At 68.8% G+C, this 17,576-nt stretch carries 10 protein-coding genes; 1 reads left to right on the top strand and 9 read right to left on the bottom strand.

Annotated features, from left to right (window positions below; genetic code table 11):
- Window positions 1–13 precede the first annotated feature (13 nt).
- From ACWELJ_RS08760 to ACWELJ_RS08730, 7 genes are all read right to left on the bottom strand, one after another.
- Entirely contained in the window at window positions 14–1,534 is a 1,521-nt protein-coding gene (locus ACWELJ_RS08760; protein WP_452365579.1) for a flavin-containing monooxygenase, read from the bottom strand.
- A 10-nt stretch (window positions 1,535–1,544) separates the two neighbouring features.
- Window positions 1,545–7,754: an SDR family NAD(P)-dependent oxidoreductase gene (locus tag ACWELJ_RS08755; RefSeq protein ID WP_452365578.1), complete on the bottom strand. Its 6,210-nt coding sequence runs from the start codon at window positions 7,752–7,754 to the stop codon at window positions 1,545–1,547.
- A 571-nt stretch (window positions 7,755–8,325) separates the two neighbouring features.
- Entirely contained in the window at window positions 8,326–9,633 is a 1,308-nt protein-coding gene (locus ACWELJ_RS08750) for an FAD-binding oxidoreductase (RefSeq protein ID WP_452365577.1), read from the bottom strand.
- Between the two features lie 28 nt (window positions 9,634–9,661).
- Entirely contained in the window at window positions 9,662–11,134 is a 1,473-nt protein-coding gene (locus tag ACWELJ_RS08745) for an amidase (protein WP_452365576.1), read from the bottom strand.
- Window positions 11,135–11,141: 7 nt separating this feature from the next.
- Entirely contained in the window at window positions 11,142–11,579 is a 438-nt protein-coding gene (locus tag ACWELJ_RS08740) for a DUF4267 domain-containing protein (protein ID WP_452365575.1), read from the bottom strand.
- A gap of 76 nt (window positions 11,580–11,655) precedes the next feature.
- Window positions 11,656–14,916 carry an AfsR/SARP family transcriptional regulator gene (locus ACWELJ_RS08735; RefSeq protein ID WP_452365574.1) on the bottom strand — a complete coding sequence of 1,087 codons (3,261 nt, stop codon included), beginning with the start codon at window positions 14,914–14,916 and terminating at the stop codon, window positions 11,656–11,658.
- A gap of 162 nt (window positions 14,917–15,078) precedes the next feature.
- Window positions 15,079–15,651 carry a dihydrofolate reductase family protein gene (locus ACWELJ_RS08730; protein ID WP_452365573.1) on the bottom strand — a complete coding sequence of 191 codons (573 nt, stop codon included), beginning with the start codon at window positions 15,649–15,651 and terminating at the stop codon, window positions 15,079–15,081.
- Between the two features lie 131 nt (window positions 15,652–15,782).
- Between ACWELJ_RS08730 and ACWELJ_RS08725 the strand changes: the two genes are divergently transcribed.
- Window positions 15,783–16,430 (top strand): WHG domain-containing protein, encoded by a 648-nt coding sequence (locus tag ACWELJ_RS08725; RefSeq protein WP_452365572.1) that lies wholly within the window; start codon window positions 15,783–15,785, stop codon window positions 16,428–16,430.
- Between the two features lie 77 nt (window positions 16,431–16,507).
- On the opposite strand, the gene ACWELJ_RS08720 is transcribed toward ACWELJ_RS08725, so the two are convergent.
- Entirely contained in the window at window positions 16,508–16,957 is a 450-nt protein-coding gene (locus ACWELJ_RS08720; protein WP_452365571.1) for a hypothetical protein, read from the bottom strand.
- Between the two features lies 1 nt (window position 16,958).
- A complete protein-coding gene (locus tag ACWELJ_RS08715) occupies window positions 16,959–17,465 on the bottom strand; it encodes a hypothetical protein (RefSeq protein ID WP_452365570.1) in 507 nt (168 codons plus the stop codon).
- Window positions 17,466–17,576 lie beyond the last annotated feature (111 nt).

Here is a 17,576-nt window from a genome sequence, read left to right as displayed (position 1 = left end):
CGGGCCGGGCCGGCTACTCCGCCTCGAAGTCGTAGTCCGAGAACGGGAAATGCCTGCCGCGCCATCGTGTTTCGAGGGCACCCGCGGGCCGGAAATACGGCGTGTCCCCGTGTGAGTTGCGGTAGTACGTCGGCACACCCTGCGTCGCGATGTAGCTTCGCAGGAACTGACCACGCTTGCGGATCTCGGCATGGTAGGCGGCGTGCGCACGTCGGCTCACCTCGACGGTCGACGCCCGCCGGCGCCGGGCCTCCACGATCGCTCGAATAGCGTGTGACGCGGTCGTTTCCACCATGCCGTGCCATCCGATATCGGATAACGCGTACGGTCCGACCAGCATCCAGCGGTTCGGCAGGCCGGCAACGGCCACACCCTCGTAGGCCTGTACTCCCTTGGCGTTGAAGAACTGACCGAGATCGAATCCGTCCCGCCCGACGATGGCGCCTACCGCGTAGCTTTCCGGATCGGTGTGCATCTCGTAGCCGGTCGCCAGCACGATGACGTCATATTTCCGCTCGATGCCATCACTGGTCCGGATGCCCTGCTCGATGAACTGCTCGATGTCGTCGGTGACCAGGCCAACGTTGTCGCGATTGAACACCGCCGGATAACCGGTCGACAGGGTGAGTCGCTTCGCCATCGGTCCATAACCGGGTGTCAGTGCGGCGGCCGTCGCGGGGTCATCGACGGTCCGTCGGAGATACGCTCGGTACAGCCGCCCGGCGAAGGCGTCGAACCAGGCCATCAACGGTTTCATCACTGTCAACGGCATATACGTCGCCAGTCTGGCGATGGGTTCCAACCCCAGCAGAATCATTCCGGACTGGGCGGCTGCCACACCCGGCACTCGCAAGGCGGCCTGGAGCCAGCGCGGGACCGGGTAGTTGGGTTTGGGCAGGCACCACACCGGCGTCCGCTGGTAGACGTCGAGGTGACTCACCTCGGGCGCGATCGCGGGCGTGATCTGCACGGAACTCGCGCCGGTACCGATCACGGCCACGCGCTTACCCGCCAGGTCGAGCGTGTGGTCCCAGGTGGCCGGGCTCTGCACCGTACCGGTGAAGTCATCGAGACCCTTGATGCCACTGTCGACTCTGGGGCGCAGGAAGGCGCCGACCGCGCTGATCACGAACCTGGCGGTAATGATCTCGTTGTCAGCGGTGTGCAATGCCCATCGGCGGTGAGTCTCGTCCCAGACTTCGCGGACGACCTCGGTGTGGAACCGCAGATGCCGATAGAGACCGTAGCGGCGAGCGACGTCCTGGTTATACGCCTGAATCTCGGCACCGGTCGGGAACAGCGTCGGCCAATCGGCCTTGCGGGCGAACGAGTACTGGTAGATGAACGCGGGTACGTCCACACTGATCCCCGGGTAGGAGTTCTCACGCCAACTGCCGCCGACCTCGCCCGCGCGTTCCAGGATCGTGAACTCGTCGATCCCCGCGCGTTTGAGCAGCGCGCCCGCGGCGATCCCGCCGGGACCCGCCCCGATCACCACGATCTCGTGATCGGGTTGCGATGTCGTAGTGCTCATTACGTCTCCCTCACTGCTTGGGTCGGCTGCCGGTGCTCAGCTGCGCGAGCCATTGGTCTATGAGCTGTGCGGTCGCCGGGACCTCGGCACCGGACAAGACACGGTGATCCGCGTCCACGGTTCGCACCGTCTGCGTGGTCGACCACTCTTCTGTCGGCCACTCGTCGAAGCTCTGGTCCAGCGGCGACGATCGCGTGAACTTGACGAGCAGCGCTGGGCATTCGAGCGGCTTGTGTTCGATCAGCATCGCCAGGTCGAACCACCAACCGAATGCGGTCAATCGTGCGTCGGTCAGGCCGGGCGGGCCGGCGCTCGTCGCGTCCATCCCGAGCAGGTGTTCCCCGCGGCCGTTCAGTCGGCGCTCGTTCGCCGCACGGTCGATGAGGCCGTCGAGGATGATCAGGCCCCGCAGCCGGGTATTTCCTTGTTCCACCAGACGAGCGGCCGCCGCATGGGCGATGTTTCCGCCTGCCGAGTAGCCGCCCAGCACGAATTCGTCCTGGCCTACCGTCTCGAGGACCGTCGTGACAACGCTGTCGACGGCGGCGTCGAGCGATGCGGGGAGCGGCTCGTCCGGGTCGTATCCCGACAGCGGGATGGCGGAGACCCGGCGGTGATCGCCCAGATGGGCGCCCAGCCGTGCGTACTGAAGGGATCCGCCGAGGAACTCCGGAGGATCGATGAATACCAAGTGCGGCAGGACATTCCCGCCACTGATTCCGATTCCGATCGTTCCCCCGGTGCGGTGGTCGAACCGCGGACGGAGTTTCGCCGCCGCCCGCAGCAGCGCCACACCGCGGGTGAACCTGTTGTCCGCGACTGCCTGCCGGATGACAGCGGCCAAAGTCTCTTCGGGAGCGGCGGTTTCGGCCGCCGGAGCATCGGTGGACGCGTGCGCCGAATCCGACGGTCGCGTCGGTGCCGCCACGGTCTCCCCGGGGGATCCGAGTAGTTCGCGCAGGATGTGCCGGGCGAGGGTGGCCGGGGTGGGATGGTCGAAGATCAGGGTCGCGGGCAGGCGCAGTCCCGTGATCGTATTGAGTCGGTTGCGGGCCTCGACCGCGGCCAGCGAATCGAAACCCAGCTCCCGGAAGTTGCGGGCCGGATCGATCGCGTCGCGACCGTCATGGCCGAGCACGACCGCCATCTGGTCTCGTACCGCGTCCAGCAGCAGGGGCAGTCGCTCGGCATCCGCCAGCGTCGAAATCCGTTCTCGCAGACTCGACTCGAGCTTCCGAGACCGCTCCAGCACGGAACGGCGTCGTGCGCTCGATACCAATCCCCGCAGCAGCGGCAGCAATGTCCCAGCCCTGACCTGCGCGTCCAGCGCTCCTTGATCCAGCCGTGCCGCGACCACCGCGGCACGGTCCGCGACGATCGCGGCGTCGAACATCGCCAGACCCTGCTCGGTCGAGGTGGGTGACAGCCCCGCACGACCCAGCCGAGCGGTATCGATGTCGGCGAGATGCCCTGTCATCCCGGTGCCGGAGGACCAGAACCCCCACGCGATCGATGTCGCCGCCAGCCCGCTCGCGCGCCGATGCTCGGCCAACCCATCCAGGAACGCGTTCGCGGCCGCGTAATTGCCCTGCCCCGCATTGCCCAGCACGCCCGCCGCCGACGAGTAGAGCGCGAACATCGCCAAATCCATACGGTTGGTGGCCTCGTGCAGGTACCAGGCGGCATCGGCCTTCGCCGCCAGCACCGTATCCATCCGGTCCGGTGTCAGTGACGCGATCACACCGTCATCGAGTACGCCGGCCGCGTGCACCACACCTGTCAACGGGAACTGCTCGGGCACCGCCGTCAACAACTCGGCCACCCCGGCGCGAGTCGCGACATCACAGGCCACGATCCGCACCCGGGCACCCAGCTCGCCCAACTCCGTCGCCAACAGCGTCGCTCCCGGCGCCGACGCACCACGACGACTCGCCAGCACCAGCGACCGCACCCCATGGTTCGTCACCAGGTGCCGCGCCAACGCCGCACCCAAACCACCCGTGCCGCCGGTGACCAGCACCGTCCCAGCCGATACCACGCCACCCGCGCCCGAACCCGGCGCGGCCGGAACCGGGAGCCTGGTCAATCGGGCCGCGTGCACGACACCGTCCCGGAGCACAACCTGGGGTTCGCCCGAAACGATCACCGCCGCCAGCTCTTCGGCGGTCAGCTCGGCGGTGTCGGTGTCGACCAGAATGATTCGGCCCGGCGCCTCGGACTGCGCCGAACGCACCAGACCCCAGACGGCCGATCCTGCCAAATCGGTGACATCGTGCCCAGCGTGGCCGACCGCACCACGAGTGACCACAACCAGGGTGCTTGCCGCACACCGCGACTCACTCAGCCAGGCTTGCGACACCCGCAACATCTCATGCGTCGCATTGTGGACACGGCTCGGCACATCCTCGTCCGCACCGGCATCCACCACGCCACGGTCGAATACGACCGCCGTGGGCACGGCCGCTTCCTGGTTGCGCACCCAGCTGACGAAAGCCATACCGTCGGTGAAGGTTTCGACATCGACGAGCGACGTCGCGCGGGCCGTTGAGGGCGTCCACTGCACTGCGTGCAACCCGTCCCGCGCCGAGAAGGCGGCCAGCTGTGCGGACGATGCCTCCCGCACGGTCAAGGACCGCGTCGTGAGCACGATCCGGCCGACCGCATCGGCGACCCGGATCGATACCGCGTCGATATCGCCGGGTACCGGGGTGATGCGCGCCCGCAGCGGCGACGCTCCGGTCGCGTGCGACCGCACCCCCTGCCAGTGGAATGGCAAGGCCACTCGCCCCGGATCGGGATCGACATCGACGAGTCGTCCGTGCAGCACCGACTCCAGCAAGGCCGGGTGCACCCCGAATCGCGACACATCGGTCAGCGTCTCGGGCAGCTCGACCTCCACGAATAGTTCGGCGCCACACCGCCATACCGATCGCAACCCCTGGAATGCCGGTCCATACTCGTAACCGGCGGCAGCCAGCCGGTCATACAGACCGTCCACGGGCACGGCGACCGCACCCTCGGGCGGCCACACCGCCGGCCCCGCATCCGCTTCCGGAGCGCCCTCGATACCCAGCACGCCTTGTGCGTGCAGAACCCAGGTGCCATCGGTGGCCTCGGCGCGGGAGTACACCGACATCGACCGGCAGCCGAGCGCGTCGGCGCCGTCCACCACCACCCGCAGCTGCATCCCGACCTCGTCGGGCAGCACAAGGGGCTCCATCACAGTCAGCTCATGCAGCAGTCCGCAGCCCACTTCCGCCGCCGCACGCAAAGCCAACTCCACGAAAGCCGTTTCCGGCAACAGTACGAACCCGCCCACGGCGCGATCGGCCAGCCACCGATGGGTCGCCAAGCCGACTCTGCCGGTCAGTACGACACCGTCCCCGTCCGGGGATACCACCACCGCCCCCAGCAACGGATGATCAGCCGCCGACAATCCCAACGATGACGCATCCCCACCACCCGAAGCCCGGTCCAGCCAATACCTGCGCCGCTGAAACGCATACGTCGGCAGCGACACCCCGCTCCCACGCGCGGGCCCCGGCAATGCCGCCCAATTCACCTCCACACCAGACACTTCCAGTTGCGCCGCGGACAGCAGGAAGCCGTCCATGCCTCCTTCGTCACGACGCAACGAACCCACCACGGTCACCGGATCGGCACCCACCCGAAAATCGCACAGTTGCTCGATACCGATCGTGAGCAGCGGATGTGGACTGACCTCGACGAAAACGTCGTACCCGTCATCCAGTAGTGCCTGAGCCGCTCGCTGGAAGTACACCGGTTCCCGCAGATTCCGGAACCAGTAGTCCGCGTTCAACTCGGTGCCGTCCAGGACACCACCGGTCACGCTGGACCAGAACGCCACTTGCGCGGAGCTGGGCCGAAGGTCGGCCAGCGCCTTCAGCAGCGGTTCGCGGAGCACGTCGACCTGGGGCGAATGTGAGCCGTAGTCCACCGAGATGCGGCGTGCCTGAATATTGTCGCGTGCACAGGCTTTCAGGAAATCCTCGAGCTGCGCCGCCACACCGGACACCACCGTCGCCCGCGGGCCGTTCACCGCGGCCACCGACAATTCGTCGTACTCGGCGAGCAGCGCGGTGACCTCGCCGACCGGCAAGGACACCGCCGCCATCCCACCCTGCTCGGTCACAGTGACCAAGGCGGCCGACCGCAGGACCACCACCCGGGCGGCATCCTCGAGGGACAGGGCTCCGGCCACATACGCCGCGGCGATCTCGCCCTGGGAATGACCCACTACCGCGTCCGGAACCACACCGACCGAACGCCACAGCTCGGCCAAGGACACCATCACCGCGAACAGCGCCGGCTGAACCACGTCGACGCGTTCCAGCGACGGCGCTCCAGCCGCACCCGCGAGCACGGCGGACAACGACCAATCCACCAGCGGTGAGAACGCGGCATCGCACTCGGCCAGCTTCCGGGCGAACACCGGCGAACAGTCCAGCAGCTGTCTCCCCATGCCCAGCCATTGAGCCCCTTGACCAGGGAATATCAATACGATCTTGCGTGGCGCTCCAGCCACGCCGGTAACCACGCCGGGCCTCGGAGTCTGTTCCAACAGCGCGGTCAACCCCGCGAGCAACTGGTCACGATCGGCACCTACCACCACCGCACGGTGGTCGAATCTCGACCGCTGGGACACCAGCGACCATGCCACGTCGTGCACATTCAGCAACGGGTCGCCGGCCACGAAATCCCGCAGCCGGCGCACCTGCCCCGACAACGCCTCCGGCGTTCGGCCCGTCACCAGCCACGCCGCCGACCCGTCCCCACCGGTCACGGGATCGGTCGCCGGTTCGGTCACCGATTCCGGTGCCTGTTCGAGGATCACGTGAGCATTGGTGCCGCTGATGCCGAAGGCCGACACCGCGGCACGACGCGGCCGATCGACAACCGGCCAATCCCGGGCCGCGGTCAACAGCGCCGCCCGGCCCAACGTCCAATCCACATGCGTGGACGGCTCATCCACGTGCAATGTCTTGGGCAGTATCCGGTGGCGCAGGGCCTGCACCATCTTGATCACACCGGCCACACCGGCGGCCGCCTGCGTGTGCCCGATATTGGATTTGACCGAACCCAGCCACACCGGCTGGTCTTCCGGCCGGTCCTGCCCATAGGTGGCCAGCAACGCCTGCGCTTCGATCGGGTCACCCAGCGTGGTGCCGGTGCCGTGCGCCTCCACCACATCGACGTCGGCGGCGGACACCCCGGCATTGGCCAATGCCCGCCGAATCACCCGCTGCTGCGAAGGACCGTTCGGTGCGGTCAAACCGTTGGACGCGCCGTCCTGATTGATCGCGCTGCCGCGTACCACCGCCAACACCTGGTGCCCGTTGCGTTGTGCGTCGGACAACCGTTCCAGCACGAGCACACCCGAGCCTTCACCGAACGCGGTGCCGTCGGCGGCCTCCGCGAACGGCTTGCATCGTCCATCCGGCGCCAAACCCCGCTGCCGGGAAAACTCCACAAACGTTTCCGGGGTCGCCATGACGGTGACACCACCGGCCAACGCCAGCGAACACTCGCCCGCACGTAATGCCGCGACGGCCTGATGCAGCGCCACCAGACTCGACGAACACGCCGTATCCACCGACACCGCGGGGCCTTCCAACCCCAGCACATACGACACCCGACCCGACACCACACTGGGCGCGGAGCCGGTCAATCGATACCCGTCCACCCCATGATCGGTCCCGGCTCCGACCATCCCGCCATAGGTCTGCCCCATGACACCGACGAACACTCCGGTGTCGCTGCCTCGCAATGAATCGGGCTTGATTCCAGCCCGCTCCAGCGCTTCCCACGCGGTCTCCAACAGCAACCGGTGCTGAGGATCCATCGCCATCGCCTCGCGCGGACTGATCCCGAAGAACTCCGGATCGAAATCGCCCGCCCCGTGGATGAACTCGCCCGACCGAACATACGACTTACCCGCGACACCCGGCTCGGGGGAGAACAAGCCCGTCTGATCCCACCCACGATCGGATGGCCACTCGGACACCGCATCACGACCATCGGCGACCAGGCGCCACAGGTCATCCGGCGACGCTACGCCGCCCGGAAAGCGACACCCCATACCGATAATCGCTACCGGCCCCGAGGCCTGCTGTGTCAGCTCCCGCAGCCGGGCCCTGCTTTCTTGGAGCTCGGCGGTGACACGGCGTAGGAGATGTTGCAGCTTCTGCTGATCGACCATTTCGGAACCCCTATTCCAAATAGCGAAAACCCAATCCAGATATCGGCTCGGGTGTAGCGAACGCGGCGTTCAGCGAAGGGGCGAACTCATCGGCTGTCGTCGGTTCGGGATATGCCAATCGAGCCGAACTCGACTAGGTATCGACCAGCGAGATCGGCTCGGGCTCAACAGCATCGATCACCAGGGGCACGTCGCCCGGTCCATCCGCCCCACCCCCATTGGCAAACTCCCACAGTGCTTCTCAGCATCACGTAAGAACACGTTCTAGTCAAGCGATGGACGACGTCGGTCCCTCGTGGCATGCCGGCGACGCGCCGTGGCGCAGTGAACAGCACTTCCGGAGCCAGTTCATTGCGGTCCGCCGGCGAAGTGTCGGCCCGGCCATTCATGCCAGCCGCAGGAACAGGTTCTACCCCATATCGACACGAACGCTTTGATTCCGGCACATCATCGTCGATTCCTTTATCGCTCCGGAGACCAACGAGCGCCGAAATCCGCAACGGCGCGGCCCGAGCTCCATGGCGAGGTCACCATGGAGGTCGGGCCGGACGGTTCGGGATGCGATCCGGTTTCAGTGGGGGATCGGGAAATTGGCGCGGAAGACGCCGTACGGGTCGCGGGCTCGCTTGAGCTGCCGCAGGCGGCCGAGGTCGCCCGTATCGAAGACATCCGCGACACTGTCGCCGGGGGACAGGACGGTGTAGGGCTTGCGGCCGCCGACTCGCGCGCCCAGATCGGCGATGATGCGTTTCTGCGTGATGCCCACCGCGGCAACGATGTCGGGGTCCATACCGGCGCCCTGCAGCACCAGCGCGTAGGGCTCGGTGAACGCCGGAACCGCGCCTCGGGTGGGTTCGGCGAGCGCGCCTCCCAGGTGCCGGAGCTGGACACCCATCAGCGGATCGATCGGCGCCCGCAGCAGAATGTCAGCGGCGTTGTCGTCCAACGCCGTCAGCAGTTCCGTCCGCATCAGTCCGGGGCTCGGGGCGGTGGGCTCGGTGACGATGGCGCCCGACTCGGCCGGGGACAGTTCCCGGCGCGTGTCCGCGATGACGCCGTCGATGGTGTCCAGCCGGCGCAGCAGTTCCCGCCCGTGCGTCGCGTCCCCCAGGTAGGCGGCGGCGATCGCGATCATCGCGGGCGCCTGCGGCAGCCGCAGCCGGCTGAGCCAGAGCGTGAGCTCGGCCGGTGCGTGCGCGGTGATGTCCCGGAAGGCATCCAGGACCGCCTCGGTTCGTTCGGCCGGCCAGGCGATCAGGCCACCGTACAGGGCCGGAGCCGGGTGCAGATCGAACTCCATGGCGGTCACCATCGCGAAATCGCCGCCGCCGCCGCACAATCCCCAGAACAGTTCCGGGTCGGATGCCGCGGTGACCCGGGCCTGCCGGCCGTCGGTATCGACGATGTCGAAGGCCCGGACGCTGTCGGCCGCCCAACCGTATTTACGGCCGAACCACGACAATCCGCCGCCGAGGGTGTAGCCGACGACGCTGACCACCGGGGAGCTCCCGGCCAACCCGGTCAAGCCGTGCGGGGCGGCCGCCGCCTGCAGCCGGCCCCAGTCGACTCCCGCACCGACGCGGGCCACTCGCCGCGCCGGATCCACCTCCACTCGATCGAGCCGGCCGGTACGCACCAGGATGGTGCCGGCGGTGTCACCGGAAGCGCCGTGGCCGTTGGGTTGAGCGGTCACCGACAGACCCGAGTCGCGCGCGTAGCCGACCACGGCGGCCATATCGTCCGCGTCCTCGACGTGCACGACCGCGGCCACCGGCTGCTCGACCGTCAGATTCCACGGCGTCCGCGCCGTATCGAACTCGGCGTCGCCCGGCAGCAGGACCCGGCCGCGCACGGCGTATCGCAATGTGTTGTGAGACATCTGGATTTCCTTCGTTGAGTTGAGACATTCACCGCGTCGTGCCCGAGCCACCCGACGCAGTCCGGCTCGGTGCGGGACGCCAGGTGACGGGGTCGGTCGCGGGGGAGATGGGGGTCGGCATCGGAATGGCCGTTTCGATCCGGGCGGCGGCGGTCAGCGCGCGGCCCTCGGCGAAGGGGGCGGTGATCAACTGGACCCCGATGGGAAGACCCTCGGCCGAGAGGCCCGCGGGGACCGTGACCGCGGGCAGGGCCAGGTAGTTGGCGGCGATGGTGAGGCCGTGCGCCGCGTACATGGTCGCGACCTGCGCGGTGCCGCCCAGGTCGTAGCCGACCGGCCAGGGCAGTTCGGTCGAGACCGGGCCGAGCACGATCGGATGCTCCGCCAGGAACCGGGACCAGGCCGCGCGGCGGGTGAGGCGCTCACCCAGCGCGGTCAGGTAGCCCGGCAGATCCAGCGGCGGGAACAGGTCGAGCGCGGCGTCGACGAAGGCGTTCAGTCCGGCGCTGCCGGCCAGCCGCATGGCTTCGCGGCGCTGGACCACCACCTCGGTGGACACCAGTCGGCCGTAGTCCGCGGCCACCTCGTCCAAGTCCGGCGGATCCACGTGGGCGACCGGATATCCCGCAGCGTCGAGGGCGTCGGCGCAGCGCAGCACCGCGGCCCGCACCTGTGGATCGATATCGTCGCCGAAGGTGACGGCGACCGCGGGCAGCGTGGCGTCCGTCGCGTCGGGCACCGGAATCCAGCCGGGATCGCGCACGTCGGCGCTGTCGCGGAGCACCTCGAACGCCAGCGCCAGATCGCGGACGGTGCGGGCCAATGGTCCTGGTGCGGCGAACAATTGGTTCGTCGGCGCGGGGGCTGGCCCGGGCAGGCTCGAGGCCACCGCCACCCGCCCGGGTGTGGTGCGTAGCGACGCGATCCCGCAGAACGCGGCGGGCACGCGCAGGGAACCGCCGAAGTCGGTGCCCAGGCCGAGCGGCGTCATACCCGTCGCCACCGCTGCCGCGTCACCGCCGCTGGAACCGCCCGGGCTGCGGGTCGGGTTCCACGGATTCACTGTCGGCCCCGCCTCGTCATTGTCGGTGTGCCAGCGAGTCGCGAAGTCCGGCATGTTCGTTCGCCCGATGACGATCGCGCCCGCCCGGCGCAGCGCGGCCACCGCGGGAGCATCGGCTGTCGCGACCGCCCGCCCGAAGCCCGCCACGCCCCAGGTGGTCGGACTGCCCGCGACGTCGAGGTTGTTCTTGACGGTGACCGGAACCCCGTGCAGCGGACCGATCGGCGCCCTGCGGTCGGCCGCGGCCGCCTCGGCGCGCGCGGTGTCGGCGAATACCGTGGTGAGCGCGCCGATTTCGGTATCGACCTGTTCGATGCGCTCGAGATGCGCCTCGACGACCTCGGTCGCGGTGACCGCGCCCTCGGCGATCAGCGCCGCCAGCGAGACCGCATCCCGCGTCCACAGCGCTGTGTCCGTGCCGGTGTCAGCGGTGTTCATCGGGCGCTCACCGGTTTTCGCGGCGCAGGACCAGCGCGCCGGTGGCCGCGACCAGGGCGGCGGTGAGGCCGTGCACGCTCAACGCGGTGGCGGTCGAACCGCGCCGCACCAGGATGGTGAGCATATCGCCGGTCGGGATGAGGGCCAGGGTGAGCAGGGCGGCGCCGGCGGCGCGGCGCTGCCCGGCGGCGAGCAGGACCAGCACGACCAGGCCGGTGGCCACATCGCGGACGCCTTTGACGTTCAGGAACCCGTCGGCCGCCGCGTGCGGCCAGTCGGTGAAACCGAACCCGGGAGCCATGCGCTGCGGGGCGAGCAGGTAGCCGCCGCCGACGGACATGATGAAGCCGGAGCCCAGGACGGCGCCGGCCGTGCCGAGCCGCCGGCCGAACCGGCGCGAACTACGCACGGAAGCGACGGAATCCGTGGTCGGTGGAAGGGACATGAGCTGCACTCCTGGATCGGTGGGATACGCGTCCCGAGCCTCCAGTGCCGCCCGTACCGTTCGCTGACAGCCGCTGTCAGCGGACCGTGCGCAGCAGTTCGAGTACCGCCTCGTCCGGCAGTCGAGCGCCCGCCAGGAACTCCGCGCCCAGGCGCGTCGGCCCGAGCGCCGCCTCCGCCTGATCGAGTGCCCGCCGCCGGAACGGGCCGATGCGGATCACCCCGGCCCGGCGATTGATCCGGTCGGTGGCGCCGAGGATGCGGGCCGCCTTCCCGGGCGCCTCCTTCGCGAGCGCGGCCAGGGCGTAACCGATGCCGACCTCGGCCACCAGTGCCGCCGAGGACTGGGCGGCCAGATCGCGGGGCACGGCCAGTTCGCGCAGCGCGTCGTCCGGCCGGCCCGCCGCGACCAGGGTCGCCGCGTGCGCCGTGCTGACGAAGACCAGGTTCACGAAGCGGACGGTGTCGTGGCGGCCCGCGGGCGGCGGGCCGACCGGGAGCGGGTGCTCCGCCATGCGCTGGAACAGTTCCAGCGCGAGGTCGTTGTCACCGCGCAGGTGGGCCAGATGCGCCCGGGTCGCCGCCACGAATCGTCCGGGCGCGGGGATCATGTGCGGCGTGATCAGGGCTTCGGCCTGGTCGAGACAGCTTGCCGCGCTGTCGGTATCGCCGCCGACCAGGTACATCTCCGCCGCGAACAGCAGCACGCCCATGCGCTCCGTCGCGCCCAGGTCGGGGTTGAGCAGTTCCAGCGCGCTCGCGATCAGCGGGCGGGCGGTGTCCAGGCCGAGCATCCGGGTCCGGTAGCTGGCCAGCGAGATCAGGGCGCGGCTGTGCGAGCGGGCGTCACCGTGCGTGCACAGGCAGGTCAGCGCCGCCTCCAAAGTGGGCAGGGCGCGGGCCGGGTGGTCGCCGCCGAGTTCGTCGAAACCCTTGGCGATCAGCGCGTTTCCGCGGAGCCAGGGATCGTCGGAGGTGGTGCTGGCGGTCAGCAGGCGATCGTCGTCGCCGAGCAGGTCGCGCAGCGCCAGGATGAGCACGAACATCGGGTGCGGGGGCCGCTCCTCGGTCAGCGCCGCACGGGTCAGCCGCTCGAATTCGCCCGTGTTCTCCCGGATCTGGCCCCACCAGATATTGGTGAAGTACGCCGGCAGCTCTTCGGCGTATCGGCAGGCCAGATACGCTCCCGTGCACCCCGGCGGCGGTGTGTCGCCGACCAGGGCGAGGACCTCTCGACGGCGTGCCGAGATGTCGCCGTGCAATCCGCGCAGCAGCCAGTACCAGACGAGATTCGCGTACAGGCGAACCGCGCGCTCACCGTCGCCGACGTCGATCGCCCACCGCAGCGCGGCATCGCAATTGCCGTGTTCGGCGATCAGCCGGGCGAGCCAATCCGGTTGTGCGGCGGTGCGCAATCCGTGGGCGGCGGCATCGGCGAACTCCAGGAAGCAGTCGGCATGGACGCGCGCGACCTCGTCCGCGTCGCCGGCGGCGGCCGATTCCGCCGCTGCGTAGGCTCGGATGGTCTCGGCCATGCGATAGCGCTGTCCGTCGAAGTCCACCAGCGACTTCGACACCAGTGAGGTGACCGTGTCGATGGCGTCCGGACCGCACACCCGGGTGATGGCGTCCAAGGTCGCGCCACCCGCGAAGATCGAGAACCGCTGGGCCGCCGCGGCTTCCGCCTCGGTGAGCAGCTCCCAGCTCCAGGCGACCGCCGCGTGCAAGGTGCGATGGCGCGGGACGGCGTGGCGAGTGCTGTTGGTGAGCAGCCGGAACCGATCGGTGAGGCGCGCGCTGAGGTCTCGCAGCGGCAGGGTCCGCAGCCGCGCGGCGGCGAGCTCGATGGCCAGGGGCATACCGTCCAGGCTGTGCACGATGGCCTGGATATCCGCGGAATTGCTCTCGGACAGCGTGAAATCCGGGAGCGCCGCGGTGGCGCGGTCGATGAACAGCCGGACCGCGGGCGACGCGGTGACCGCCTCGTTGCGCGAGTCGGCGTCGGGCAGGTCCAAGGCGCGAACCGGATACAGTCGCTCGCCGTCCACGCCGATCGGCTCGCGGCTCGTGGTGAGCACCCGCAGCAGCGGCAGCCGCTGCAACAGGTCGTCGATCAGTCGCGCGGCCGCCTCCACGACATGCTCACAGTTGTCGAGCACCAACAACATTCGTCGGCCGGACAGCGACCGCTCCAGCGCATCGGCCCATTCCGTGGACAACTCGTCGGGGCGCTCGAACCGGGTGAGCGCGTTCGCGATCGCGACGCCGACCGCGTGCACGGCCGGCCGGTCGGCGCGTTCCCGCTCGAGGGCGGCGAGCTCGACGAACGCGTAACCGTCCGCCCAATCCCCGGCGTGCGCGGCGACCGTCTCGGCGGCCAGCCGGGTCTTGCCGACGCCCCCGGTACCCGACAGCGTCACCAGCCGGGCCTCGCGCAGCGCCCGTCGCACTCCGTCGACGTCGTTGCCGCGTCCGACGAAGCTGGTGAAACGCCTGGGCAGAGGTGGCGCGGACGGCTGCGATGGCCGGTCGTTCCCGGACGTCGCCTCACTTCCGGGTCGGTCCGATCCGGCTCTCCGCTCGGCAGATTCGTCGATCCTCGATTCACGAGGTTCATTCGCGTGGATCTCGGCCAGCGCCGAGCGCAGCACCGCGCCGGGCCTGGTGCCGAGCTCATCCAGCACCAGCGTCTCGATCCGCTGAAACTCTCGCACCGCCTCGGATGTCCGCCCGACCGCCGCCAGCGCCCGCACCAGCCGCGCGGCCAGCGTCTCCCGGAACGGATGCGCCGCCGCCTCCGCATGCAGCTCGCGGACCACCTCGCCGCCGCGCCCCAGCGCCAGCAGGGCGTCCGCGCGCAGTTCGACCGCCTCGAGCCGCTGTTCGCTCAATCGCACTGCCGCAGCGCGCAATACCTCCGATTCCTCGGCGTCGACGAAAGCCTCCCCGCGCCACAACTCCAACCCCGTGTCGAAGCATGCGGCGGCCCGCTCGGCCTCGCCGTCCGCCAGCAGGGCTCGCCCCGCCTCGACCGCCCGCGCGAACCGATGCACATCGACATCCTCGTCGCCGAGCGCGAGCACATACCCGCCCCCGTCATTGCGCACCGCCCCCGCCACCGCCCCGCGCAACCGACTCGCCAAGGTCTGCAACGCATTCCCGGTCCCCGCCGGCGGATTCTCCCCCCACACCCCGTCGACCAGCCGCGCCACCGGCACCACCCGCCCGACCTCGAGCGCCAGCAACCCCAGTAACGCCCGCACCCGCGGCCCCCCAACCGCCACCACCGCCCCGCCCGATGCCTCCACCACCACCGGACCCAAAACCCTTACCAGCATGAATCGCCCATTTCATGATCGATCCTGCGTCGACCCCAGCCCTGTCGTCAACCCGCCATCGCCCAGCGTGAGCGATGGCCTATGGGCGACTTCTCTACTGGCGGTGCACCGATGTTTCGTCTCCTGTGTGATGCCCGGACGCTGTCGTGGTTGTGGTGGCGGTCAGGCGACGACGTCGAAGACGTTGAGCTGCAAGCCATTGGAGTAGCTCTGCGATTCCACGAGCCGCAGCTTCTGGGCGTCCTTGTCCGCGGTGGAGAACAGACGCTTGCCCGCCCCGAGCAGGAGTGGGAAGACGAGCAGGTGGTAGCGGTCGATCAGGCCGGCGTCGGAGAGACTCCGGTTCAGCGTGGCGCTGCCGTGGACGATGATCGGACCGCCTTCGGTCTGCTTGAGGGCGGCTACGTCGTCGAGTGAGCGCAGGATCGTGGTCGGGCCCCAGCCGGGGACCAGCGCCTCGTCGCCGAGAGTGCTGGAGACGACGTACTTGGGCATCTCCTTGTAGTCGGCGAAGTCGGCCATGTCCGGCCATACGGGGCTGAACGCCTCGTAGCTGGTCCGGCCCATCAGCATCGCGGCGGATTCCCGCTGCTCGCGTCCTTTGATCTCGAACGCCTCCGGGACGAAGTCGACGTGCTTGAAGGTCCATCCGGAGTTGCGGTAGCCCGGCTCGCCGCCGGGGGCCTCCACGACACCGTCGAGGGAGATGAAAGCCGTGCTGATCAGGGTGCGCATGTGAATCTCCTGTACGGGTTCTTGAATCTGGACGCTGTCCAGAAAGGAAGATACACACGACTTCTGGACATTGTCCAGATATGATCTGAACGGCGTCCAGAACATTGATCCGCCCTCGGTCAGGAGTAGGCATGAACGACACCCCCGCCAGAACAGCGCAGCGAAGTACCTACCGGCACGGGGCACTACGGGAAGCCCTCATCGACGCCGGAGTGGCGATGGCCCGCGAAGGGGGCGGGCTCGAGGCGATCGTGTTACGTGAAGCGGCCCGCCGCGCGGGTGTCGCGCCCAACGCGGCCTACACGCACTTCAAGGACCGAGAAGCCCTGGTGCAGGCCGTCGCTCGCGTTGCGCTGGCGCGACTGGCGGCCGCCATGCTCGCCGAGCAGGACGCGCTCCCGGACATCGAGGATCCGGCCGTCGCGGCGCGTGCGCGTTTCCGTGCCGTCGGCGCGGGCTACCTGCGCTTCGCCCGGACCGAGCCCGGCCTGTTCCGCATGGCCTTCGGCACTCAGCAGGATGTGTCCGCGGTCGCCGAACCCGCCGCCGCCGGACCCACCGGGCGTTCGGCGATCGAACTGCTCGGCGAAGCGCTCGACGGCCTGGTGGCAGCAAATCTGCTCGCGCCGGAAAGACGGCCCGGCGCAGAGTTTCTCGCCTGGCCCACCGTGCACGGCCTGGCCTGCCTGGCCGTCGAAGGCCCCCTGCGATTCCTCGACACCGGCCAACTCGACGACCTCACCACCCAACTACTGGACATGATCGACCGCGGAATCTGACAGGCGCCGAAATCGGACCCGGGCAGCAGCGCCGTAGTAGGACCGGCCGACAGGATGCTGCGCAGCCTGACCCGCCCTCACCCCCGAAGATCACCGCTGTCGAGAAACTCCTCGATGGCGGTGATCCGCACCGTCCATTCCGAGATCCGCTCCCCGTCCTCGCTCACTGTCGCACGCGGAACGACCGACCGCCACGGCTCGGCCGGATCGAACTCGTGCCCGAGGTCGGCCAGGAAAATCAGCTGGTTCTGGACGTGAACGACGTCTCCGTCCCGATACAGCGCCCACACTTCCACGAAGTTGGCCGTCGCCGGATCAGGCATCGAGACGACCAGGCACGAGACGTATTCGCCGTCGAGAATCCGCCGCAGCGCCGCCACCCAACTGGCGCGGTAGTCGTCCACGTCCCAGTACCCGATCGGCGACCCGAAGTAGTCCGTGTCGCCGCCCAGCCGGATCAATCCCGCCGCCATCGCCAGATCGCGCCGCGACCCGCCTTCGGTGAATTCGATGCCGAACGTCCCCATGTCACTTCCCAACCTTGGTGGACAGATCCCAGTTGTAGGTTCCGACGCGGCGGCCCTTGCGGTCGAACATCTTCCACCCGTTCGTCACGTTGTGGCTGGTGTTGTCGGGCGTAATGTACTTGTCCCCATTGGAGTACACGGCCTCGCCGTGCGAATTGAACGGTGCTTGCTGAGCCGGAATCCGCTGCGTGTAGCCGAGGTTGTTCGCCTGCGCGGCATACTCCTCCTTCGTCTTCTGCGTCGGAAAGCAGGATTCCTTCTCGGCATTGAGTGCCGCCGCCTCGGCGTCGATCCGGTCCTTCCAGGATTCGTACTTCGCGACCTGCCACGCTTCGCCGCCCCCGGCCGCGTTGAGCGCGGCCACCTCGGCCTCATACCGATCTCGTTCGCCATTGTGCGTCTCGATCCGCGCCTTCACCGTGGCGCAGTCGGGCGCATCGGCCATGGCATCCGCCCCGGTCAGCACCCCCGCGACTACCGCGATCCCGACTGACACCGCGGCGAGCACACTACGAATCGCGCTTCTCACAGATCCCCCCGAATCTCCGGCCCTCGCCGGTAAACAACAGTGCGCCAGAGGAATTCCCCCCGGACAGTGCAAGCCTGTCCGCATTCGGCC

The organism is Nocardia sp. NPDC004582, assembly GCF_053602115.1.
The sequence above is the reverse complement of the archived record's forward strand: the minus strand, read 5'-3'. Positions and strand labels throughout refer to the sequence as shown.